Below are 23482 nucleotides of genomic sequence, written 5' to 3' on the forward strand. Positions count from 1 at the left end.
CTCGATCCTGAACCTGGCACCCGCGGCAGCGCCCATAATAAAGAATATGGCATTCAAGAAAAATAACAGCATCCAGAAGCAGGATTTCGACGCGATCACCATCTCCCTGAGTTCCCCGGACGATATCCTGGAACGCAGCCACGGTGAGGTGTTGAAGCCCGAGACGATCAACTACCGGAGCTACAAGCCGGAGCGTGATGGTCTTTTCTGTGAGCGGATCTTCGGCCCGGTGAAGGACTACGAATGTTACTGTGGTAAGTACAAGCGCATCCGCTACAAGGGGATCGTTTGTGACCGCTGTGGCGTCGAAGTGACCGAGAAGAAGGTGCGTCGTGAGCGCAACGGACACATCCGTCTGGTGGTACCCGTCGTGCACATCTGGTTCTTCAAGAGCCTCCCCAACAAGATCGCCTACCTGCTCGGTTTCTCTTCCAAGAACCTCGAGTCAATCATTTACTACGAGCGTTACGTGGTCATCAACGCCGGTATCCGGGAGAGTGATGAGATCCAGCACAAAACGCTGATCACGGAGGAACAGTACCTCGATATCCTCGAGACGCTGCCCCCCGAAAACCAGCAACTGGAAGACGGCCACCCCGATAAGTTCGTCGCCAAGATGGGCGCCGAAGCGGTGCGTGACCTCCTCGAAGGACTCCAGCTCGACGAGCTTTCCGACCAATTGCGCCACCAGGCCAGCACGGAAACCAGCCAGCAGCGTAAGAGCGAGGCCCTCAAGCGCCTCCGCGTGGTGGAAGCCTTCCGTGACGCACAGAAAAACGTCGTCAACAAGCCGGAATGGACGATCATCCAGTACCTGCCCGTCGTTCCCCCGGAACTGCGCCCGCTCGTACCACTGGATGGTGGCCGTTTCGCCTCTTCCGACCTCAACGACCTGTACCGTCGCGTAATCATTCGTAATAACCGCCTGAAGCGTCTTTTGGAGATCAAGGCTCCGGAAGTAATCCTGCGTAACGAGAAGCGGATGTTGCAGGAGGCCGTTGATAGCCTCTTCGATAACAGCCGGAAATCCAACGCCGTAAAGGCCGAAGGTGGCCGCGCGCTGAAGTCGCTCTCCGATATCCTCAAGGGTAAGCAGGGCCGTTTCCGCCAGAACCTCCTCGGTAAGCGGGTTGACTACTCCGGACGTTCCGTAATCGTAGTAGGCCCTACGCTGAAACTCCACGAATGTGGTCTGCCGAAAGGCATGGCCGCTGAGCTCTTCAAGCCCTTCGTGATCCGTAAGCTCATCGAGCGCGGTATCGTGAAGACGGTGAAGTCCGCCAAGAAATTGGTCGACCGCAAAGAGCCCGTGATCTGGGAGATCCTCGAAAACATCCTGAAGGGCCACCCCGTCATGCTCAACCGGGCACCGACGCTGCACCGCCTTTCTATCCAGTCCTTCCAGCCGAAGCTGATCGAAGGAAAAGCCATCCAGCTGCACCCCCTCGTATGTTCCGCGTTCAACGCCGACTTCGACGGTGACCAGATGGCCGTTCACGTGCCGCTGAGCCAGGCAGCTATTCTTGAGGCCCAGGTCTTGATGCTGTCCAGCCACAACATGCTGAACCCACAGAACGGTACGCCAGTGACCCTGCCTTCACAGGATATGGTACTGGGCCTTTACTACATCACCAAGAACAAGAAGTCCACGGACGAAGTGAAGGTGAAAGGTGAAGGTGGCAAGTTCTACAGCCCCGAGGAAGTCATGATTGCCTACAACGAAGGCAAGCTGGACCTCCACGCCACGATCCACTGTCGCGTACCCGTAGAGGTTGAGGGTGAGGACGGTAAAATGTCGCTCAAGAAGAAATTGGTCGAGACCACTACCGGTCGGATCATCTTCAACAGCGCCATGCCCGCCACCGTACCCTACCAGGACGTGCTGCTCACCAAGAAGAACCTCAAGAAGGTGATCGGTGACATCATCGACCGGACGAGCTTCGCCGTGACGGCTACCTTCCTTGACAAGATTAAGGACATGGGTTTCAAGTGGGCCTTCAAGGGAGGTCTGTCTTTCAACCTTGGTGACCTGATCACACCTTCCGTAAAGGAAAAGGTACTGATTGAAGCCCGCGCTGACGTTGACGATATTCTCGGCAACTACAACATGGGTCTCATTACCAACAACGAGCGCTACAACAAAGTCATTGACAAGTGGACGAGCGCGGATAACGAGATCACCACGACGCTTATGACCGAGCTGGCCGAGCACAAGCAAGGTTTCAACTCGGTGTACATGATGCTCCACTCCGGAGCCCGTGGTTCCACGCAGCAGATTAAGCAGCTCTGTGGTCTCCGTGGTCTGATGGCCAAGCCGAAGAAGTCGAACGATGCCGGCCCCGCCGTAATCGAAAACCCGATCCTCTCTAACTTCGTCGACGGACTTTCCGTACTGGAATACTTCATCTCTACGCACGGTGCCCGTAAGGGTCTCGCCGATACGGCCCTGAAAACGGCCGATGCCGGTTACCTCACCCGTCGTCTCGTAGATGTTGCGCAGGACGTGGTCGTCATGATTGACGACTGTGGTACCCTTCGTGGTATCGATACCTCCGCACTGAAGGAAAACGACAAGGTGATCGAAAGCCTGGAGAGCCGGATCGCCGGCCGTTACGCGCTGGAAGACATCCTGCACCCCGTCACCGACGAGGTGATCGTGAAGGCTGACGAGTACATCAGCAACACCGACGCTAAGTACATCGAAGCGGAAGGTGTTGAAGAAGTGACCATCCGTTCCGTCCTCACCTGTGAGGTAGAGCGTGGCGTCTGTGCCAAGTGTTACGGTAAGAACCTCGCTACCGGCCGGAAGGCGGAGATCGGTGATGCCGTTGGTATCATCGCCGCTCAGTCCATCGGTGAGCCGGGTACACAGTTGACGCTGCGTACCTTCCACGTAGGTGGTACGGCATCGGTGACTAGTACCGACAACAGTCTGGAATCCAAGTTCAACGGTAAGCTGTCCTTCGAGGACATCCGTACCGTCGACGCCGTCGACATGATGGGTGATACGCAGACGATCGTACTTTCCCGTTCCGGTGAGATCAAGATCACCAACCCGGAAACGGGCAAGGTGTACACGACGCAGCACATCCCCTACGGTGGTACGCTCTTCGTGAAGGATGGCCAGGACGTCAAGAAAGGCGACAAGATCGTTGAGTGGGACCCCTACAATGCCGTTATCGTTTCCGAATTTGAGGGTATTGCCCGCTTCTCGGACATCGACGAAGGTGTCACCTTCCGTACTGAGCGTGACGAACTGACTGGCTTCGAAGAGAAGGTCGTCATCGAAACGCGGGACCGGAAGAAGATCCCGACCATCACCATCCTGGACAAGGACGGCGCCGAACTGCGCCAGTACAACCTCCCGGTAGGTGCCTACATCTCCATCAAGGACGGCGCTAACGTTGCCCTCGGTGAGAAGATCGTGAAGATCCCCCGGAAGGGTGGTAAGATTGCGGATATCACCGGTGGTCTGCCGCGGGTAACGGAGCTTTTCGAAGCGCGTAACCCCTCCAACCCCGCCGTTGTCTCCGAGATCGACGGTATCGTAACCTTCTCCAAGAAGATCAAGCGCGGTAACCGTGAGTTGATCGTCCAGGCGAAGGACGGCCAGAAGCGTAAGTACCTCATCAACCTGAGTAAGCACATCCTCGTACAGGATCAGGATTTCGTCCGTGCCGGTATGCCACTGTCCGACGGTGCCATTGCCCCACGGGATATCCTGAACATCAAAGGTCCCTTCGCCGTCCAGACCTACCTGGTCAACGGCGTACAAGAAGTCTACCGTTCGCAGGGTATCACGATCAACAACAAGCACATCGAAACCATCTGCCGCCAGATGATGCGTCGCGTTCAGATCGTCGACCAGGGTGATACGACCTTCCTCGAAGGGGAAGCCGTCGAGCGCTACGAGTTCTTCAAGCAGAACGACTGGATCTACGACAAAAAGGTGATTACCGACAAGGGTGACAGCGAGAACTTCCGGGAAGGCAAGATCGTGACGATGCGTGAAGTGCGTGAGGAGAACTCCCGCCTGAAGCGCGAAGACATGAAGATCATGACCTTCCGTGACGCGCAGGCTGCTACCTCGTTCCCCCTCCTTCAGGGTATCACGAAGTCCTCCCTCGGTACGCCGAGCTGGATCTCCGCCGCCTCGTTCCAGGAGACGACCAAGGTACTTTCTACCGCTGCGATTGCCGCCAAGCAGGACTTCCTCGAAGGCCTCAAGGAGAACGTTATCGTTGGTAAGCGGATCCCGGCCGGTACGGGTATGCGCAAGTACGACCGCCTTTTCGTTACGACGAAGGAAGCGCAGGATCAGTGGGAAGCCCGTCAGCGTGCTTTCGCCGAGGAAGAAGCCGCCGCTAAGGCTGCGGAAGAGGCCAGCGCCGCTTCTGCTTTGGCTAACGCTCAGGCTACCGCCGCCGCCGGCCCAACCGACGTCGCCGTTGAGAATGCGACGGATGCGACGACCGATATCCTAGAAGCTTCCGGTGATATGGATACTACCGTAAATGGAGATGGAGGAGCTGAGTAGGCTTTTCTTTCTTTGGAATGAATAGAAGGCGCTCCGCTGGCTTTGGCTGGTGGGGCGTTCTCGTTTTTAGTGTACCCCGTTAAATGCACTAGTTGTCACACCTAACTTTGAGTATGATCCTCGACGCAAAATCTAAACCGCCCAGTCGATTTAACTGGAAGCGGTATTGCACGCCACTCTTCATCGTTACGGTACTCTGTGTGCTTTGCGGTGTGTTGCAAGTATTGCAGACGCTTTGGTCAGCAAGCGTTGATCCCTACGGGATTACACCCGTTTTAGTGGCCATTCTTTTTGCTGTTGCGGCCGTTACTTATTGTGTGGATCGGTTTTTGGTGCAGTCACTCAGTCTTGGGAAAGTATGGTTTGTTGAGGTGGGGGTGATTGCGTTTGGTGCGATTGTTGTTGGGATGTAGTATGCGAATACTTTATTGAATCCAAGCGCAAAGTGCGTAAACCTCGGTTTGGATGCTATAGAATTACCAACTCTGCAATGCCGTTTCACCCAACCCGCAAAATCTTCTCCATCTTCCGCCCCCGCGCCAATTCATCCACCAACTTATCCAGATACCGGCACTGGCGCGTCAGATCATTCTCGATCTCCTCCACCCGGTAACCGCAGATGACGCCTTTGATGAGGTGGGCATTGGGATTAAGCGTGGCCCCCGCAAAAAAATCCTCAAAGGTGGCAGTGGGGGAGGTAATGAAATCCTGCAGCGATTCCTCGTCGTAGCCAGTCAGCCAGGTAATGACTTCGTGGAGTTCGGCAACCGTACGGCCCTTCTTTTCCACTTTGGTGACGTAGTGGGGGTAGACGCCGAAGAACTTCATCGTCCGGATGCGCTCGTGGTGTTTTTCGGAGGGAGTCATGAGAGTCGTATTGATATTTAAGTCCGTGCCTGCATTGCTTGGAGTGGCATTATGGGTAATGCGAATAACTTATTTCCCCCGCAACCCAATCGCCAGTGTCCCGCCCAACCAAGCCATCGGCAAGTAGGCCAGCACGATATCCACTACAGTAAACCAAAGGGGGCCGGGGAGCATCACGTTCACGGCGATGCCACCAATCAGGAACAACACGCCGATGGCCAGCGCGTACCGCATCTTCCGCGTCCTGGCGATCAGGGCGGCGACGAGGGCACCTACGAACGTCCCCAGCGCGTGGCCGAGGAAGGGGAAAAGGAAATGCTTCGCCTCCATGCCGGGCATCGCCGCAGCCAGGGCCTCCATGTCGGAAAGGTCGATCCCCTCGAGGGGAAAAACCGAATGGCCAAGGGAAACCAGGCCCATGTTGACGGCGCTGCCGACTATCCAGCCAGCAATCATGGCCAAGATGCCGTAGAGAATGTTCTTTGATTTTTCGTTGCTCATCGGAGACGCTTTGTTAGCGTTAAGCTATGGAATTTTATCCTCTTGTCTTGAGGTGCCGTTAGCTGTATTACCCCTACTCCGTTTCTGGAAAACGTAAAGTGACCGTCGTCCCGTTGGTTGTTGCAATCTGAAGCTCTGCCGCTAACTGCTCGGAAAGGGTAGAAATGAGCAGGCTGCCGAAGGAGTTGCGGGTGTCAGTAGCCGCTGGGTCGTATCCGGAACCATCGTCGGCAATTTGCAATACAATGTCATCTCCCACTTTTTGCAAATTAATGGAGAGTAGCCCGTCTTCTCTGCCGGTGAAGGCGTATTTGAGCGAATTGGTGATGAGTTCGTTAGCGATCAACCCGAGAGGTATCATCCGGTCAATATCCAATTTAATGTCTTCCAGATGCATCTCTAGTTTCAGCGCCAATCCTTTCACGTTCAGTACCCCAAGCAATTCGGTGACTAACTGTTCTAAGTAGTCTTTTACGCCAATTTCCGGAGAAAGGCTATCGCGCAGGTACAGGCGTTGGTGAATGATGGCCATGGATCTAACCCGCTGCCGCCCCATCTCCATCGCCGATAAGGCCGCGGGGTCGTCAATAAAACGACTCTGGAGAGATAATAGGCTGGAAATCATTTGTAGGTTGTTCTTTACCCGGTGGTGGATCTCCTTCAGCAGGGTCTCTTTTTCATTTAGCGCTACCTCAATAATTTGGTGTTGGCGGCTGATTCGTTGTCGCTGCTGCCAGATGAAGTAGAGAAATCCGGAGAGCACGCTCATGATCAGCAGACCACCAATGATCAGGTTCCGTTGGCGGCTCAACTTATCCCGGTTGATGCCATCTTCGTAGGCTAACCGCTCTATTTCAGCCTGCTGCTCCTTAGTCTGGTACTTGGCCTCCATCTCCGCAATGGATTCAATCCGGTTCTTTTCGATAGCTGCCTCCCGCGTTGCGGCGGCCTTTTCAAGATAGTGTACGGTCGAATCCAACTGCTCGGTTTCCCGAAACACGAAGAGTAATCCCTTCTCACCACCGGCGATAATATTACTTACGCCGCGCGCGCCGGCGACAGCATTACGGTAGTATTTTTCTGCCTCATTGTAGCGCTTCAGTTTCAAGTGAGCCGTACCCAGCTGAAGGTTCATGAATGCGCGCTGGCGAAAGTATTCGTCTGGTTCGAAGGCGTGGATTGCTTTGGTAGCATAGTTAATCGCTTCCTCGCGATTGTTGCGGCTGTTTGCCAGTTGGGCCAAATTAAGGTACACATTCCCTTTATTGATGTCTCGCTTTTCTACGGGCAAATCGTCGGCGCGAGCCAGTGCCTGCTCGTAGTAGTCGTTTGCTCCGTCCAGGCGGTTCTGCTTTTTCGCAATTATTCCGAGGGTTGAAAGGATGATCACTTCATTTTCGATCATCCCCAGTTTGCGAATCAATTCCAGGCTCTGCAAACTATAGGTCTCCGCTTTGTCGAAGTTGTTTAGCCTCCGGTGCGTATTACCAAGCTCACTGAGTAGGGATAAGGTGTACTCATCATCGTTTACCCGTTTAGCCTCTACCAACGCGCGTTGCTGGATCTTGAATGCCTCCTCTAACTTCCCCATTCGCGAAGCTACCAATCCAGCTAGTTCGCCGGCCCTGGCCGCTAGCCTGCCCTCCCCTAAGGATTGATGGATGTCAAAGGAAGCAACTGCCGAGGCGAAAGCAACTGACCAATCTTGTACACTTTTCGCCCGGTAGGCCTCGGCATATTGGTAGCGGCCCGATCGACTGTCGTCGCCTTGGGTCAGTCCATTTAGGGTATCAAGAGCCTGACGACTGGCCGTAGTATCTCTTTCGTCCACCAGTAGCAGGACGACTGATTCATAGGCGGTAAAACGCTCTTCTTCGTTGGCGGTGGTTCTAAAAATGCTCCGCAAACTATCCACTGCTATACTTTGGGCGCTGACGCAGGTACCGGGCAGGAGGGCAAGCAACAAAGAACACCAGGAAAGACGTATTGCCAACTTCAACATACCGCTAAAATACGGATGTATCCTGTTTGGACGTGGTGCAAGGTCAACCCCTTTTCTCCGCAAGTTTTAGACGTAAGGAGGCCCTGTCAAGCATTCACCCCCACAAAAATCTCCACCTCCGCAGCCTGCGGGTTCATCGCCTTAACGCCGTACACCTCAAAATCGGCCCGGTAGGCGCGGTTGAGATCGGTCGCCCAGATGTCGCGCCAGGCCTGGTAGACGACGCCTTGTTGGAGGTCACCCTTGCAGGTAAATTGGGCGAATTGGCCGCCGGGTACGGTGATGCCCGTAAAGCCCTCCGGCACCGCGTCGAGAGAAGTTACGCGGTAACCGAGCACGGTCAGGTATTCGCCGGTGTGGTCCGATTCGTAGTCGGTGTAGACGCAGTAGATAGTGCCATCCACTTTGTTCGGGATTTGGGTGGCGAGATTATCTCCCAGTAAGCGTTGCCAGAGACCTCCAATGGCGGCGGCGGCCGCTTGCGGGTCCGCATTCGAGGTGCGGACGGAGATGCCCACTACGGGGAAATCAGAAATTTGCTGGGTCGTCATGTCTTCGTTTTTTGGTGACGCCCCAAAGTTCCCGCCCCGCAGTGACAGCCCTATGTCAGGGGTGCGGTAATAATTTTTGCGGCACTCCCGCAGGTAGTCTTCCAGCGTCATCCGGTGAGGCTCGAAGTGCTCCGCTAGTTCCCGAAATTGCTGAATGCGGTCCAGGCGGAAGGCGCGGAAATCAGCCTTCGTGCGGCACCTGGCGATCACGATCCAGTTACCCCCGGAGGTGTACACAGCGAAGGGTTCAATCACCCGTTCGCTCCGGTGGCCGCTCTCGGAAACGTAGGCCAAATGGCAGAGGTGGTGGTGGGTAATGGCGTGCTGCACGTCCATCAGGTGCACGCTCGTCCGCCGCGCCTCCGGGTTGTCGCGGGATTGCAGGCGGGCGGCCAGCAATTCCGAGCGGTCCTTGGCGGCGCCCGGTAAAATGGCCCGCAGTTTGGTCGTCGCTGCCCGGTAGGCCTCTACCAGCGAGGCGTCGCGGTTAGCCCGCACGAGTGTCTCGGCCGTGATCAGGGCCGCAGCCTCAGCTTCGGTGAACATCACCGGCGGCATCCGGTAGCCCTCCACCAGGGAGTAGCCCTTGCCCTCCACGTTGATGACGGGTACGCCGGCCTCCTCCAGCGTCCGCACGTCGCGGTAAATCGTCCGTACGCTCACACCGTGCGCCTCCGCCAATTGCTGGGCCGTCACCAATTTACGGGCTTGCAACTGGGTCAGCAGGGTCGTCAATCTGGTGAGGCGGTTGGGCATTGGTGGTCGCTTATTTCTAACTTCTTGGGCGCCCCGACTGAGTGCGGGACTTACTGCGTGGCGCTGTCGCAGGTGCAGGGTGGGGGATTGAGTAATACGGTTGCAACGGACGAAAAAGGACCAATCCCTCAGCAAAAGCCCTATCCCCACTACTCGATCCTTACTCCGCACCCGCGCGAGCGCCCAACTCGCCCCGCCAAGAATCGGGGGCAGCGCCCAAAAAATGCGTGACGAGTCAAGTAATGGACTAACGCGTAGCCACTACCCAAAAAGACCGTACTTAACGATGCAGTAGATGGCCCGGAAGCCATCCTTATAATTGATCTTTTTGCCCTCCGCGTAAGTGCGGCCGTAGTAACTGATGCCGACCTCGTAGATCCGGATATCGGTGAAACGGGAGGTTTTGATGGTCACCTCCGGCTCGAAACCAAAGCGGTTCTCCTGAATGTCGATGGACTTGAGGACTTTGGCCGGGAAGAGTTTGTAACAGGTCTCCATGTCCGTCAGGTTGAGGTTGGTGAACATGTTACAGAGGAAGGTGAGCAATTTGTTGCCGATGGAATGCCAGAAGAAGAGGATGCGGTGGGGCTTTCCGCCGATGAACCGGGAGCCGTAAACGACGTCCGCGTGCCCATCCACGATGGGCTGCAGCAGCAGGTTGAACTCCCGTGGGTCGTACTCGAGGTCGGCGTCCTGGATGATGATGTGGTCACCCGTAGCGGCCTGGATGCCCGTGCGCAAAGCGGCGCCCTTGCCTTTATTTACCTGGTGGCGGGCCGTCAGGATATTACGATCGGGGTGGGCGGCGACGTATTCCTGCAGCAGTGCCAACGACCGGTCCGTGGAGCAATCGTCGACCACCACGATCTCCTTGTTGATGCCGGCGATGAGTTCCACCTCGTGGAGCTTATCGAGTACGCTAACGAGCGTAGCCTCCTCGTTGTACATGGGGACGATAATACTGAGTAGTTGAGGAGCGGGATTATTCATACAGGGCGGCAACGCTAAGATCGGTGACGGTAAAGGGAAGGGGGCTGCCGACGTTCCAGAAGTCGACGGTAATGGTATCGATGGGGATGAGGGGCTTACGGACGTCCAAAAATAAGCGTTTGGTTTCGCCGTGCTCCATGATGCGCTGGATCTTGTAAAAATCGCGGGTGATCTGGGCGCCCTCGAAGTAGGTCTCGACCCGGAATTGGGTCATGTTGTAATGGTTCCACTCCTTGAGCCCCATCTGGCCGGTGACGTAGACGCGGATCCATTCGTAGTCCTCCGGCAGCAAGTCGCTGGGAATCTTGGTGACGCCCGCCCAGGTATTGTCCGGGTTGAGCTCCTTCCGGTAGCTCGTGTCCCGGTACACCTCGACTTCGCGGGATGGCTCGCCGGGGAAAATGCGTTTCTGCCCGTCGAGCATCCGGAGCTTGACGGGATTCTTGTCGTAGGTGAACAACGTATTCCAGAAGTAAGCCTCCGTCATGACGCCCACGTGCAGCAAACCGCCCCGGTGCGCCTGGTGGGTGAACCAGAGATTGGCGTAGATGAATAGCAACGTGAGGGCACCCACGATCCACTTCATCACCGTTCTTCCCTTCAGACAGGCCGCCACGAACGCTGTGAGCGGAAAGGCAAGGATGGGGTAGCACTGCACCATCGTCCGTTGGCCGAGGGAGCCGCCGTAGGTCCAGTGGTCCCAGGCAAAAGCAACGTAAATGAAAAGGATGGAGAAAATGATGGTCGGGAAGAAAAGCCGGCGGTCCCGCCGGAACAGGAAGTAGAAGCCGATCAGGGAAAAGACCATCAATGGTGAGTACAGCAGCCAGCCCGATTCGTAGCTGACGAAGCCTTCCCTGAGGTGGGGTGCCAGCCAGCTGAAGCCCTCCTCCTCGTAGCTGTACACGATCCAGTTGCCCGTTGCGTGGTGCCAGTAAAACAATTGAAGACTGCCGATAGCCAGCGTAATCAGTGCGGCGGTGCCAAGTGCGGGAAGTTGGCCACCCAGGACCTTTAGACGTTGCTGAATGGACTCTCGCGAGGTCAGATCCACCCCCCACAAGAGCGGGATCAGGCAACTAAGGATCTCCGTCGGCCGCGTCAACGCCGCCAAACCCACCAATACGCCGATGATGGCTCCCTTCGCAAGATCGGGTCGCTCGTAAAAACGGATGGTCGTATAAATCAGCAGGGTATAAAGAACGAAGAGGGTGTTGTGCGTCATCGCCCCGTCCAGCGCCGTATAGTTGAGGTAGTTGGAGCCCAGCACGATGCCCGCCATTGTCAGCGCCACCGGCCACTCGTCGAAGTAACGGCGCAGGATCTTCCGTAAGAAAATGAGCCCGATGATGGCGTAAATCAGAAAGCCGATGGAAACGGCCAACTGATAGGGAAAGGAGTACCCATCCGGTGGATACTGAGGGCTCGCCGTTGCGTAAGCGTGGGCCGCCAGAAAGAAGGGCGTGTAAATGAGGGCCTGCCCGGCGGAATATTTCATGACGAGGTTGCCGGACTCCTCGTGCAAGAAAGCCTGGTTGACGTGGGGCGTAGGCATGTACTCATCCACCACGTCCTGTAGGAAAACCGGATTGTCCAGCTGGTCGTGGATGAAGACCGCCGGCAGGTAGGCGTAGTAGCCGGATACGTCCCAGGAAATCGTCGTGTGCAAGCCCGTCTGCTTCCAGCGCGGCGCGTAGAAGAAGTGGGTCGCCAGCACCGTCAGGATGAGGGCCAACAGGGCGTAGCGGGATACCTTTCCGGACCTGCGTTGGGGTGTAGCGTCACTCATTACCTGAGGTAGAAGAATTGGATGGTGGAGGGGTAGGCTCTGGTGATTTCAATTTGAGGACCTTGACGCTACCGCGGGCCAAAAGTACGCTATCTACGTAGGGAACCAACTCCGCCGAATTGTGCCACTCCTCCAGCGTGGAGTAGAGGTAGTTAATGTTGTGGTTACTCACCAAGTCGTTGACCCACTCCACGGGTATGGGTTCCGTAAAGGCGTGCCCCCGCTTATCGATCCGGTAGGCCACCACGTCGTTGGATTGCTCGCTCATGATGAGGCACAGGGCATCGCGGGGGACGGCCGCCTTCAGTTCTTCGGAGTAAGCCAGGATGTCTTCGTTGACCCAGGATTCCTTGACGCCCCACCAGGCATCCGTCCGGCTCGGTGCGTAAAGGGCCGCCCAAATGCAAAAGGCGGGAGTGATGTACTTGAGGTAGGGGACGTCCAACAGCCACTTGAAGCCTAATCCCATTACGGGAAGTAACCAGGCGAAGAAGGGCATCAGGTAGTAGTCGTGGTTGGTATAAATCGGTTGTAGTTCCAGCGCGAGGAAAAGACAGGTGATGCCCGCCAGCGCCCAAATCCACGGATACTGTTTGGCTTTGCGGAATAGCTGGATGAGCCCAATCCAAAACGGTACCCACATGGGCGGGATGGTAATGAGGTAGGGGAACATCTTATCGTAGTGCCATTTCAGCAGGTAGCGGATGAGTTCCCAGTCCGTTTCCCCGTCCATGCCGCCGGTGAGGACGGGGTTGTCCGTCCAGGTCGGGATGACCCACGCGTACCAGGCCAGGGCGGGGGCCACCGTCAGTAATTGGATGCCGGCGTAGGCGAAGGGCTGGCGCTTTTGGGATGACTTCCCGAATAGGTCCATCAGGAAGTAGACAATGCTCACGATGGCGAACATCAGGTAAGGCAACTTCGCTAGCGTGGCCAGCAGGAGGCAGAGGCTCGCCGCCCACAAGTGCTTTCGCCGCTGGCTTTCCCGGTGGGTGACGATGAAGTAGACGTACCAAATGGCCGCGGCCAGCGCCAAATGATCCGGCAGCGGGTTGATAGCGTAGTAATAAAACACGGGGGAGTACTGCAACAGCACGGCCGTCAGTAGCGCCGCCGGCCAGCTGTTGGTGAAGCGGTGAACGAGGAAGAACATCCCAAGCACCGAAAAGGCACAGATGAGGAAAATGCTCAGGCGCACGGTCAGGATACTCTCCCCAGTCACCTTTTGTACCATGGCGATGGACCACTGCATGATGGGGAATTCCCTCCGCTGGATATCACTCTTGAACCCCGTTACGTCGTAGCTGCGCGGGTTAAAGATATTCGCGTCGTGGCGGACGAAGTTGCGGATGTTCCACACCGTCTGCGCCTGGCGGATCCCGTGCACCCCCTGAATCTCCGTATTTAAATGCGGCCCGTGCTGCAGCAAGCTGACGCCGATGGCCAGCAAAAGCAGGATAAAGCAGAACCGAAACGAGTGGATGGTCTGGTGCATCAATAGGGTGGGGTGGAGCAAGCGGGCCTATTGGACCGGCGGGCGGGCAAGCGCCAACAAAGGTCGCACAATTATTTAACCCGTACTAAAGTGGAGGGGGAGCCTTGCCTCCGAAATAAGGCCGAAATACGGACCAATTGGGGGAAAGTCAGACAAGCCCGATCCGGCGACCCTAAAGGAGGCAAAATTGGCTGACTACTAACGGTCTAGCAAGACGGTGCATTTGTCGGCTACTGCCATCGGGTTACCATTGGGAAACTCTTTACACTAAGGCGAATAAATGCAGTCAACAAGGGGCGGAATTGTGGGTTAAGCAGGAGTCACTTGTTCTAACACCGGGCCAAAATCCGGACTTTAACCAGCCCGTAAATGACCCAAACGCCGCCCGTCAAAAGGTTTTGGAGCCTACTTACTCAGTACCGATCGGAACTGAGGGCGATTTACGTATTCGCCATCCTTAATGGTATTGTTAACCTGAGTTTACCGCTGGGTATACAGGCCATCATCAATTTCATCCAGGCGGGGGAAGCTACTTCCTCGTGGGTATTCCTGGTGTGTATTGTCCTTGCCGGCATCACCATTACGGGGATTCTTCAGGTCCTGCAGCTCCGTATTTTGGAGGACGTGCAACAGAATCTGTTCGCTCGCTCCGCCTTTGAGTTTGCTTACCGCCTACCTAAGATCAGTTTTATTCAGCTGGACCGCGTCCACGCACCCGAGCTCGCTAATCGCTTTTTCGATACGCTCACGATTCAAAAGGGTTTGCCAAAGATCGTGATCGACTTCTCGTTAGCGGCCTTTCAGATTGTGTTTGGGATGATCGTCCTGGCGATCTACAGCCCCTACTTTATTATCCTAGCGGTCTCCTTGGTACTGATCCTGTACGTGATCTTTAAGGTGACCGGCCCCCGCGGCCTTGATACCAGCCTGATGGAGAGTAAGTACAAGTACCGCCTGGTACACTGGCTGGAGGAGATCTCCCGCAACAATCGGACCTTCAAACTGAATACGAGTAGCAAGTTTCACCTGGACCGCACCGACGACATCGTGGAGGGTTACCTTTCCAACCGGGAGAAGCACTTCCAGGTCATCATCAACCAGTACCGCGCCTTCATTGGTTTCAAAGTATTCATTGCCGCTGGTCTGCTCTTTCTGGGGGGGTGGCTGGTGTTCGCCCAGGAAATGAACATCGGGCAATTCGTAGCCGCGGAGATCATCATCATCCTGATCATCAACTCGGTGGAAAAAGTGATGCGCATCATCGATACGATCTACGACGTGTTGACGGCACTCGATAAGATTGGCTACGTGACCGACCTGGAGTTGGATAGCAACTCCGGCATGGCGACCGTCGATCAGGACAGCCCGATTGGCATCCGCGCCTCCGAAATTGAGTTCTCCTTCCCCGGCGACCGGCATAACGTGATCGACAATCTGTCCTTTAACATCGCGGCGGGAGAGAAAGTCATCCTCACGGGCAAGACCGGTAGCGGAAAGACCGTATTACTGCAAGTGCTGGCGGGTATCTACCAACTCAACGACGGGGAGATCTACCTCAACGGTATCCCCCTCACGACTTACAACCGGGAGGCGCTGAACCATAAACTCGGCGTCGCTTACCCCACCAACCAGATTTTTGAGGGCACCCTCCGGGAGAACATAACCCTCGGCCGGGAAATTAACGGTCAACGCCTTGCGGAAGTCACGGAACTACTAAGATTAAACGATTACCTCGTCCACCAGCCAAAGGGCCTGGACTCCTTCGTGGATAGCGGTGGCCGCCGTTTGCCCCGCTCCATCATTCAAAAGATCATGATTGCCCGCCTCATCATTGGCTCCCCCAAACTGCTGTTGATGGAGGATCCACTCATGTTCGTCAGCGACGACGAGAAAGACCGCATCATTGAATACATGATGTCACCCGATCGCCCGTGGACGGCCGTAGTCGTCTCCAACTACCACTACTGGGGCAAGCGCGCTACCACTACCCTTAACCTAGACCGATAGACCCATGCTGAACATCACCGAAAACACCATTTCCGGGTGGGTAGATACGGACCGACTTAAATCATTTCAACTGGTCAAGGCTGCCCATGGCCACCGTTGGACGATGCTGGCTTTCTCCGCCATCATGTTCCTGGCGCTGGGCTGCTTGTTCCTTCCCTGGACGCAGAATATTAACACGAAGGGCTACGTCACCACTCGTTCGCCGGATGCACGTCCGCAGGGTATTCAGGCCGTTATCGACGGGCGTATTGAGGAGTGGTACGTACAGGAGGGTGATTTCGTAGCCGCCGGCGACACCATCGCCTACCTGACGGAGATCAAAAATGAGTATTTCGATACGGCGTTGGTGGATCGTACCCAGGAACAGGTCGACGCCAAGCGCCTGGGCGTGCAGGCCTACGATAATAAGGTGGATGCGCTTCGCGCCCAGTACACCGCTCTCCAGCAAGCCCTGACCTACAAGCGTGAACAGGTCCGGAACAAAATCATACAGGCCCGCAACAAGATCACTATCGACAGTGCGGACCTGGCAGCCAACGTAGCCAATCTAGAGATTGCCGAGAATCAGGTAGTACGAATCCGTGAACTGTACGAGCAGGGGTTAAAGTCGCTCTCCGATCTACAGGAGAAAGAACTTAAAGTACAGGAATCCCGCGCCAAGGTCACCTCCCAACGTAACAAGTTGATCAACCAACGTAATGAGCTTTCTAACGCCATCCTCGAGCAATCCCTGACGGAGCGCGAGTACGCTGAAAAGCTGGCTAAGGTGCTTTCCGACCAGCAAACCGCGCTTTCCTCCCGCGCCGAAGGCCTCGGCGAAACGGCCAAGTTGGAGAACCAGCTCAGCAATTATTCCTTCCGCCGGCAATTCTACTACATCCGGGCTCCCCAAAATGGCTACCTGACTAAAACGGTAAAACAGGGCCTGGGAGAGATTATCAAAGCGGGCAGCGACATCGCTACCATTGCGCCCAGTAATCCCGAACTGGCCATCGAGATGTACGTGCAACCCCAGGACCTTCCCTTGGTCGACATTGGGGAAGAGGCACGCATTCGTTTCGACGGTTGGCCCGCTATCGTCATCAGCGGTTGGCCCGAGGCTTCCACGGGGATCTTTACCGGAGAAGTAGTCGTCATCGATCGCTTCATCAGCGACAATGGGAATTACCGTATTCTCATCAGCCCCAAACCGGGGGAACGGGACTGGCCGGAAGCCTTGCGGGTGGGTACCGGCGCCCGCGCGTTCTTGCTGCTGAACGACGTACCACTTTGGTACGAACTCTGGCGCCAACTGAATGGCTTCCCCGCCAAATTTTACGAGGAGGATGCTAAGGACCTTCCGGAAGAACTTAAGAAGAAAGCCCCGCTTAAATCGGTTAAATAACTGCTGATGCTCCCCAAACAATTTCTCTGGAGTGTGCTCTTTGCTCTATGCATTGTCAGCGATCAGGCGATCGCCCAGACACCCGTGGGCGCGGAAGCGAATATCTTCACGCTGGAGGAATACCTGACCAACGTCCAACTCTACCACCCGATAGCCCAGCAGGCCGGCCTGCTGACGGAGGCCGCGCGGGCGGAGTTGCTTTTCGCCCGTGGTTTTCTCGACCCCATGCTCGAGGCGGATTGGTCACAAAAGAATTTCGACGATAAACTTTATTATCAGAATTACCGGGGCAAACTAAAAGTCCCGACGGTTTTTGGAGTAGACGTCGTAGCCGGTTACGAACAAACGGATGGCGTATTCCTAAACCCAGAAAATACGACGGATAAATTCGGGCTGTGGAACGTTGGCTTGGAGGCTGACCTCCTGCAGGGACTCATCGTAAACGAGCGCCGGATCGCGCTGGAGCGCGCCCGCGTCATTCAGGACCTCAACGAAAGCGAACGACTGGTTGCGCTAAACGATTTGCTTTACGATGCTGGGATGGCGTACGTGGACTGGCAGCAATACTATAATAATGGTATCGTTCTGGACACCAACGTCGTGCTCGCCGAGACCTATTTTGAAAGCACGCGCCTCAGCTTTATTAACGGCGAGTATACGGCGATGGATACGCTTGAGGCCTTTATTCTATTACAGGATGCACTGACGGACCGCCAGAAGAATGAGAACGAATTAATTAAGGCTCGGCAATCACTGGAAAATTACCTGTGGTTTGATGGGACACCACTGGAGTTGCAGCCCGGTATCATTCCGGCGCCCTTCCCCCCGGGCGTGCCGTTCTTCCAACTTGACCGGGCGGTTAATTTAATTGCGAATAACCCTACTATTCAATATTACCTGAATAAGCAGGAGATACTGGAGGTGGAGCAACGGCTAAAGCGCGTCAAGGCTCGGCCAAAATTAAAGGTGAAGTACAATGCTCTTCTCGCAACCGGGGAGGAATCGGTTCGGCCTACCTACAGCGAAAATGATTTTAAATGGGGCTTTGATTTTTCCGTACCCATTTTTCTTCGCCAGGCCCGGGCGGACGTGCAGTTGGGGCAAATCAAAATTCGGGAGAATGGCTTGACGCTCCAGGCCAAGCGTAACGAAATGGAGAATAAACTGCAGGCCAGCATTCAGCAACTGGATGTGCTGCGCGAACAGGTAGCCATCACCGAAGCGAATATTGATCGCTACGCGCTCTTGCTTGCAGGAGAGAATACCAAGTTTATTTACGGCGAGAGTTCCGTATTCCTCTTAAATAAACGCCAGGAGAAATTTATTGAGGCGCAATTAAAATTAATTGAGTTAAAGGCCAAGATCCGTAAGGAATTAATTAATTACCGTTTCTTGAGCAATAGCCTGACGACGCCTGCCCTCAGCAATTAAATTCCGTATGCGACTTAGCCCCGAAGATTTTAAAATCACCACCGAATTTCCCACGCACTGGGGGGATATGGATTCCGCGCGCCACATCAACAACATCATTTACTTGCGCTGGGCGGAAACCGCCAGGGTGATCTACTTCAAAGCGATGGGCATGAACATCGAGTTCGCGGGCGCTGGCGCGGGTGCCATACTGGCGTGGCAAGACTGTAAGTATATCTTTCCAATGGTTCACCCGGACGTAGCCGTGGTGGGCGTTCGTTGCACGGAGGTGTTGGAAGATAGGTTCACGTTGCAAACGGCCGTGTTCACTAAGGAGCATGGAAGGATTGCGGCAATCACCCACCAAAGTATCGTCCCCTACGATTACGCGAAACTTAAAAAAGTACCGATGCCCCAGGAGTGGAAAGACAGTATCGCGGCTCTGGACGGACTATAACCAACGGTCCAGAAACTCCCTGCCGTTATCGTACATCACCCGGCGCAATTGCCAGCGGACGTCGCCCAGGTGATAGCGCTCCCGAAAGCCCGGGCCATCAGCCTCAATCAGGTCAATGATGATCTCGTAAAGGTGGGCCTCCAACTCACTGAACTCAGTCGTGTTGACGCAGTTGTTGGGCGCGTCCACCAGTCCATCGAAGTCTGAACCGATACACACGACCTTCCAGGCTTCTGCGCCGCCGATCTTGGCCACGTGCAGGAGGTTGTTCGCAATGTGCAATAGGTGTAGCCGTTTCCGTTTGCCGAGCTTTCGATAAGAGCGTACCCTATCTCCTCCCAAAGACCTCCGATCCGTATCGTAAGTTGATGGTTGGTCTTCGCCTTCATCTTCTCCGCCGAATAGTTCCTTGACGTTCTCCCTGAGACCACTTACCATTTCGCCGGCACTGAAACTGGGGAGGGAGAAATACTCGGAGAGCCCATCCTGCGTGAGGTCCTCGACTACTTCAGATTCATCGCTGGCCAATTCCATGCGCTGCCCTTCCGTTCGCGTATCCGCATCAAACTGAGTGGGGAGTGCGTACAGTTGGTCGTGGTCTTCCTTGGCGAAGTACTCAAATGGTTTTTTGCCCGCCCCCAATTGCCGTTGGTCCATCATGATTCCAATCAGGCCACCAGACTGGACGATCGCCTCAATGTCCTCATCATACAGGTTAATGGAAGCGGGATTGAAGTAGGATTGTAGTCCATCCAGTTCCAGGCCGGGTAAGCGATCGTACTTGATGGCCACCTGGCCCAATGCGCGGAGGTACTTGACTTCCTTGTGCAGCCGGCTTCTACTTTCCGGTGTCCAACTGTGTCCAGTAATGCCGACGTGCGAAGCAATGATGGGTAAATTCTTAATCGCAGCATCGCTAACCTTCCAATCGTAAAACTGTTGCCGTCCGGATAGGCTGAGGTGCTTCACGTCCAGTAAAATCCGTCGCCCTGCGCTGTCATCGTAGGCGTGGTGTATAACCCGCTTTCCCAGGTCGGTCAGGCCGGTTCCCGCGGGGAAGAAGACCGGGGCTTTTTCGGGGTTCACCAGCTTCATCGCAAAGGCGTGGTTACAAAGTGGGTTCTTGGTGAAGTGGCACAGCGTCAGGTAAAGAATTTTGTGGCGAAACCGTTTGAGTTCGTCTAACTTGGCGATGGGGTCATCCCCCTCATTCGGCGTAAGCACGTGGGCACCCTCAATGGAAAGCACCAGGTTATTGACTTCGGGGTCGATGTCGGCCGCCCGGGAAACAATTTGGAATGGTCTGCGCCCGCCCTTAGGCTCAAGGCTCCCTTCCAGATGGCGGACCTCCTCCATCAACTTATCGTAGTAGGCTGCCGGCTTGATGTCGCTCACCATATCCTTATCCAACTGGGAAATGATGGGTGCGATCCTTTTGATCAGCCCGATTTCGTCGAGGCCGTTCTCAAAAGAGTAAAGGGCTGCCACCGCCACGTTGGTACGGCCGCGCTCAATCTGCCGGTAGCTGGCCTGAGAGTCGATGATGCTACCTACCGTAAAGTCGATACAGTTGCGGTAGGTCGTCCAGCAATCATCCCGTTTCTCTGGTTTTTCATCGGTGAGAAATGATTTGAGGGCGGGGTGGCAGTGGAGGTCAAAAAACATGGAGGGGAATGGGGAGGTGATGGTAAGGCCACGAAAAATACGACGGCTAGCCTACTTGCTACGACCGATGAGGTAACCACCCGTCCAGGCCGCCTGAAAATTAAACCCACCCGTGATGGCATCAATGTCCAGCACTTCCCCTGCCAGAAAAAGGGTAGGGTGGACCTTTGACCGAAAGGACCGGAAGTCGATCTCTTTCAAATCAACTCCACCCGCAGTAGTGAACTCCTCCTTATTGGTACTCTTCCCCGTAATGTTAAACTTGGCGGCCGTCAACTGAACCACCAGCGCCGCCCGGGATTGCTTGCTGAGTTCCGCCCATTTCTTTTCGGCGGGGATGCCCGCAGCTTCCACCAGGGATTTCCACAAGCGGACCGGTAAATCGAACTGGGCCCGGGTTCCCAACTGGCGCTTAGCCTCCGATTGTTGGATGTCCTTCAGGGCCGCCTCCACGTCGACGGGCCGCATCGCCAACCAGTTGACGACGAGCTTAAAATTGTACTTATGCGGCGCCAGGTCCCTTGCCCCCCAGGCCGAAAGGCGCAGTACCGCCGGGCCACTCAGCCCCCGGTGGGTGATGAGTAAGGGGCCATCCGCCTTCAACTTCTCTCCCTCAATGTGGAGTTGTGCCCAGGGCAGAGAAATACCTGACAAACCGCGCAGCCGCGTATCCTTGGTGTCAAAAGCAAAGAGACTGGGCACTGGGTCAATCAGTTGGTGGCCAATTTTCTTGAGGATCTTCCAGACCGCTGGGTTACTTCCCGTAGTGATGACCAGCCGGTCCGCCACGTGTTCTCCCGCCGTGGAGGTCACCTTCCACTTACCGTCCTCCTCGGGAATGCTAAGGTCGACGAGCCGCGTTTTCGTCAGCACCCGGATGCCCTTAGCCTTTGCCGTATTCCACAAACAATCGATGATGCTTTGGGAGGAATCGGAGGTAGGAAAAATCCGCCCGTCCTCCTCGATCTTTAGGGGGACGCCCCGATCTTCGAACCAGCCCATCGTATCCCCGCAGGCAAAGTTGTTGAAGGGGCCAAGCAATTCTTTCCCGCCCCGCGGGTAATACTTGACGAGCTCCCGTGGGTCCCAGCAGGCGTGGGTCACGTTGCAGCGCCCGCCACCGGATATCCGCACCTTCTCCAGTACCCCCTTACCCCGTTCCAGGATGGTGATCTCCTCTTCCGGAAAGTGGTGGGCGCGTTGGATGGCGGTAAAAAAGCCGGCCGCGCCTCCGCCGATGATGAGCGTTTGGGGTCGTGATTGAGTTAAGGAGTCGATATCAACTGTAGGTTTTTGTTTCGCAGGAGAGGTAGAGAATTGGAGTAAGAGGGATTAATATTAGAATGAATACTAATCCTTCAGGGAATTTCTGAAACCGCGCATGGATACAAATAATTTGTAATACTCACTGGAAAATATCGGTGACGTTAGTCACCGACCCTAGTTCTCTTTATCTCTATCTCTCCTGCGAAATTACAACGCCCCCGCGGGAGCAAGATTAAATTAAGTACCGGCTCTATCCGCAACCCGGCTCACCACCAATATCCCTACCAATCCACACCCCATCGCAAACGTCCGGAACGGGAAATCAGCGGGGTAGGGGAGGTAGTCCGGCAAACCCAGCGTAGCATCCCCTCCCCCAAAACGGAGGAAGGCCGCTATCAGAAAACCTACCAGCGCACCCTGCCAATTCGCCCGGGGATCAAACAACGCACAAACCAGAGCGGGGAACAGCAGGCAGTACACGAAGTCCGAGCACAAAAACCACAACTCGTACACGCTCTGCACCCGAAAGGCGATCAGGGTAGCTGCTACCCCTACTATCCAAATGCTGCGCTGGATGAATTTGGCAAGTTTAGAATCCGGTAACCCAGGGTCCACCAGTGGGCGGTAGACATTCCAAACGCCCATGCTGGAAGCGCTCAGAACGGAGCTATCCACGCTCGACATCACCGCCGCCGCCACCGCACCCAAACCAATTACTGCCACCCACGGCGAAGTGAGATAGCGGACCACCCACGGCAGCGTCGCACTTGCCTCCGGAGGTGCGCCCGCACTGATGGCGGACCAATCCACCGTCGCCGAAACCATGCCGATCAGCACCGGAGCCACCGCCGCCAGGACGCACACGACGCCGGCGATCAGGCTGAGCCGAACGGCCGAGTTCTCATCCCGCGCCGACAGCACCCGCTGGAAATAGACCTGCCAGGGGATGCCACCGAAGATGAGCAACAGCGCGTAATCCCACCAGGTCCAGTAACTATCGCCGAGTGCTTCCCGGGAGGGCAGCAGACTGGCCGCCGCGCCGAACTTGTCCTGGTAGGCCGCGTAGGTGGCCGAAAAACCACCGGTGTAATCCAGGGTGATGGGAACGATCAGGGCCAGGCCCACGAATAAAATGAGGAGTTGCACCACGTCCGTCATGGCCACCGCCCACAATCCACCGATCGCGGTATAGGCCACGGCAATCGTGGCAGACAGCAGGATGGCCGTCTCCAGGTCGATATTGAGTACCGTGCCGAACGTCGCCCCCAGTGCCGTCAGAATGGCGGCCGTCCAGAATAATTCACCCGTGAGGGCCGGCAGGAAGAGGAGGGCAGTCATCCGTTTGCCGTACCGTTCTTCCAGGGGGTCGAGCATCGTCCGGTACTGGCGGCGGCGCATCGTCCGGGCGAAAAACAATCCACCGATCACGAGGGACAGGGCGTAGCCCCACGGTGCCTGGACCCACACTAATCCGCTCGTCGCCGTCATCTCGGCTGTACCGTTGATAAAGCCACCACCGACCCAAGTGGCGGACATGGTGAAAATACCGATCCACACCGGGACGCCCCGCCCGGCGAGCATCATCCCGTCGGCATCATTCGCTTCGGCGTCCTTCTTCTTACCCGCCAGGATGCCCACGTAATAAACGATGGCGTAGAAGACGGACATACTGATGAAGGCCGGCCAGTTCACGTCGTTATCTGTAAAAAATCCGAGGTAGAGGGCAGCCAATCCTAGTAGGCCAAAAAGTAGCAATAGCGGTCGCAAGGGCAGGTTCTTTTCGTAAAGCTACGTACTCCCCGTTC

16 protein-coding genes are annotated in these 23482 nt (G+C 55.6%); 6 read left to right on the forward strand and 10 right to left on the reverse strand.

Annotated elements, in window-relative coordinates:
* Window positions 1-46 precede the first annotated feature (46 nt).
* On the forward strand, window positions 47-4537 hold the full coding sequence (gene rpoC, locus A3850_RS10055) for a DNA-directed RNA polymerase subunit beta' (RefSeq protein ID WP_231915306.1): 4491 nt from the start codon (window positions 47-49) through the stop codon (window positions 4535-4537).
* Between the two features lie 113 nt (window positions 4538-4650).
* A complete protein-coding gene (locus A3850_RS10060; RefSeq protein ID WP_068216128.1) occupies window positions 4651-4950 on the forward strand; it encodes a hypothetical protein in 300 nt (99 codons plus the stop codon).
* 85 nt (window positions 4951-5035) lie between these two features.
* Here the strand turns inward: A3850_RS10060 and A3850_RS10065 are convergent, their stop codons facing one another.
* The 7 genes from A3850_RS10065 to A3850_RS10095 form a co-directional block, all read right to left on the reverse strand.
* Entirely contained in the window at window positions 5036-5404 is a 369-nt protein-coding gene (locus A3850_RS10065; RefSeq protein ID WP_068216130.1) for a DUF2200 domain-containing protein, read from the reverse strand.
* 69 nt (window positions 5405-5473) lie between these two features.
* Window positions 5474-5905: a hypothetical protein gene (locus A3850_RS10070; protein ID WP_068216131.1), complete on the reverse strand. Its 432-nt coding sequence runs from the start codon at window positions 5903-5905 to the stop codon at window positions 5474-5476.
* Between the two features lie 73 nt (window positions 5906-5978).
* Window positions 5979-7871: a sensor histidine kinase gene (locus A3850_RS10075; RefSeq protein WP_197494032.1), complete on the reverse strand. Its 1893-nt coding sequence runs from the start codon at window positions 7869-7871 to the stop codon at window positions 5979-5981.
* Between the two features lie 122 nt (window positions 7872-7993).
* Window positions 7994-9214 carry an effector binding domain-containing protein gene (locus A3850_RS20185; RefSeq protein ID WP_068216136.1) on the reverse strand — a complete coding sequence of 407 codons (1221 nt, stop codon included), beginning with the start codon at window positions 9212-9214 and terminating at the stop codon, window positions 7994-7996.
* A 261-nt stretch (window positions 9215-9475) separates the two neighbouring features.
* A complete protein-coding gene (locus A3850_RS10085) occupies window positions 9476-10204 on the reverse strand; it encodes a glycosyltransferase family 2 protein (RefSeq protein ID WP_068216138.1) in 729 nt (242 codons plus the stop codon).
* The gene (locus tag A3850_RS10090; RefSeq protein ID WP_068216140.1) at window positions 10197-11993 is read right to left on the reverse strand and encodes a glycosyltransferase family 39 protein; all 1797 of its coding nucleotides are present in this window, start codon (window positions 11991-11993) and stop codon (window positions 10197-10199) included. The genes A3850_RS10085 and A3850_RS10090 overlap by 8 nt, the downstream gene beginning before the upstream one ends.
* The gene (locus A3850_RS10095; RefSeq protein ID WP_068216142.1) at window positions 11986-13488 is read right to left on the reverse strand and encodes a glycosyltransferase family 39 protein; all 1503 of its coding nucleotides are present in this window, start codon (window positions 13486-13488) and stop codon (window positions 11986-11988) included. Before A3850_RS10095 ends, A3850_RS10090 begins: the two co-directional genes overlap by 8 nt.
* Before the next feature lie 369 nt (window positions 13489-13857).
* Here A3850_RS10095 and A3850_RS10100 point away from each other — a divergent pair, with 369 nt between their 5' ends.
* Genes A3850_RS10100 through A3850_RS10115 form a run of 4 tightly spaced genes read left to right on the forward strand, consistent with a single transcriptional unit; the run spans window position 13858 to window position 18746 of the window.
* A complete protein-coding gene (locus A3850_RS10100) occupies window positions 13858-15495 on the forward strand; it encodes a peptidase domain-containing ABC transporter (protein ID WP_068216145.1) in 1638 nt (545 codons plus the stop codon).
* A gap of 4 nt (window positions 15496-15499) precedes the next feature.
* Window positions 15500-16879, forward strand: coding sequence for an HlyD family secretion protein (locus A3850_RS10105; RefSeq protein ID WP_068216147.1), 1380 nt, complete (start codon window positions 15500-15502; stop codon window positions 16877-16879).
* A 6-nt stretch (window positions 16880-16885) separates the two neighbouring features.
* The gene (locus A3850_RS10110; protein ID WP_068216148.1) at window positions 16886-18310 is read left to right on the forward strand and encodes a TolC family protein; all 1425 of its coding nucleotides are present in this window, start codon (window positions 16886-16888) and stop codon (window positions 18308-18310) included.
* Between the two features lie 7 nt (window positions 18311-18317).
* Window positions 18318-18746: a thioesterase family protein gene (locus tag A3850_RS10115; RefSeq protein ID WP_068216149.1), complete on the forward strand. Its 429-nt coding sequence runs from the start codon at window positions 18318-18320 to the stop codon at window positions 18744-18746.
* Here the strand turns inward: A3850_RS10115 and A3850_RS10120 are convergent.
* The 3 genes from A3850_RS10120 to A3850_RS10130 all read right to left on the reverse strand — a co-directional run bounded on the left by A3850_RS10120 (window position 18741) and on the right by A3850_RS10130 (window position 23444).
* Complete coding sequence (locus tag A3850_RS10120; RefSeq protein ID WP_068216150.1) at window positions 18741-20411, reverse strand: membrane dipeptidase; 1671 nt, start codon at window positions 20409-20411, stop codon at window positions 18741-18743. The two genes, A3850_RS10115 and A3850_RS10120, sit on opposite strands and share 6 nt — an antisense overlap.
* Window positions 20412-20462: 51 nt before the next feature.
* Window positions 20463-21689 carry an NAD(P)/FAD-dependent oxidoreductase gene (locus A3850_RS10125; RefSeq protein ID WP_197494090.1) on the reverse strand — a complete coding sequence of 409 codons (1227 nt, stop codon included), beginning with the start codon at window positions 21687-21689 and terminating at the stop codon, window positions 20463-20465.
* A 225-nt stretch (window positions 21690-21914) separates the two neighbouring features.
* Entirely contained in the window at window positions 21915-23444 is a 1530-nt protein-coding gene (locus A3850_RS10130) for a sodium:solute symporter family protein (RefSeq protein WP_068216152.1), read from the reverse strand.
* Window positions 23445-23482: the final 38 nt, after the last annotated feature.

This window comes from Lewinella sp. 4G2, assembly GCF_001625015.1.
Classification (GTDB): domain Bacteria; phylum Bacteroidota; class Bacteroidia; order Chitinophagales; family Saprospiraceae; genus Neolewinella.

What these genes read in the sequence shown, in the direction of transcription:
- A3850_RS10120 (WP_068216150.1), bottom strand. Translation starts at nt 20,411, where the DNA reads ATGTTTTTTGACCTCCACTGCCACCCCGCCCTCAAATCATTTCTCACC.
- A3850_RS10100 (WP_068216145.1), top strand. Translation starts at nt 13,858, where the DNA reads ATGACCCAAACGCCGCCCGTCAAAAGGTTTTGGAGCCTACTTACTCAG.
- A3850_RS10110 (WP_068216148.1), top strand. Translation starts at nt 16,886, where the DNA reads ATGCTCCCCAAACAATTTCTCTGGAGTGTGCTCTTTGCTCTATGCATT.
- A3850_RS10065 (WP_068216130.1), bottom strand. Translation starts at nt 5,404, where the DNA reads ATGACTCCCTCCGAAAAACACCACGAGCGCATCCGGACGATGAAGTTC.
- A3850_RS10090 (WP_068216140.1), bottom strand. Translation starts at nt 11,993, where the DNA reads ATGAGTGACGCTACACCCCAACGCAGGTCCGGAAAGGTATCCCGCTAC.
- rpoC (WP_231915306.1), top strand. Translation starts at nt 47, where the DNA reads ATGGCATTCAAGAAAAATAACAGCATCCAGAAGCAGGATTTCGACGCG.
- A3850_RS10085 (WP_068216138.1), bottom strand. Translation starts at nt 10,204, where the DNA reads ATGAATAATCCCGCTCCTCAACTACTCAGTATTATCGTCCCCATGTAC.
- A3850_RS10105 (WP_068216147.1), top strand. Translation starts at nt 15,500, where the DNA reads ATGCTGAACATCACCGAAAACACCATTTCCGGGTGGGTAGATACGGAC.
- A3850_RS20185 (WP_068216136.1), bottom strand. Translation starts at nt 9,214, where the DNA reads ATGCCCAACCGCCTCACCAGATTGACGACCCTGCTGACCCAGTTGCAA.
- A3850_RS10095 (WP_068216142.1), bottom strand. Translation starts at nt 13,488, where the DNA reads ATGCACCAGACCATCCACTCGTTTCGGTTCTGCTTTATCCTGCTTTTG.
- A3850_RS10115 (WP_068216149.1), top strand. Translation starts at nt 18,318, where the DNA reads ATGCGACTTAGCCCCGAAGATTTTAAAATCACCACCGAATTTCCCACG.
- A3850_RS10070 (WP_068216131.1), bottom strand. Translation starts at nt 5,905, where the DNA reads ATGAGCAACGAAAAATCAAAGAACATTCTCTACGGCATCTTGGCCATG.
- A3850_RS10060 (WP_068216128.1), top strand. Translation starts at nt 4,651, where the DNA reads ATGATCCTCGACGCAAAATCTAAACCGCCCAGTCGATTTAACTGGAAG.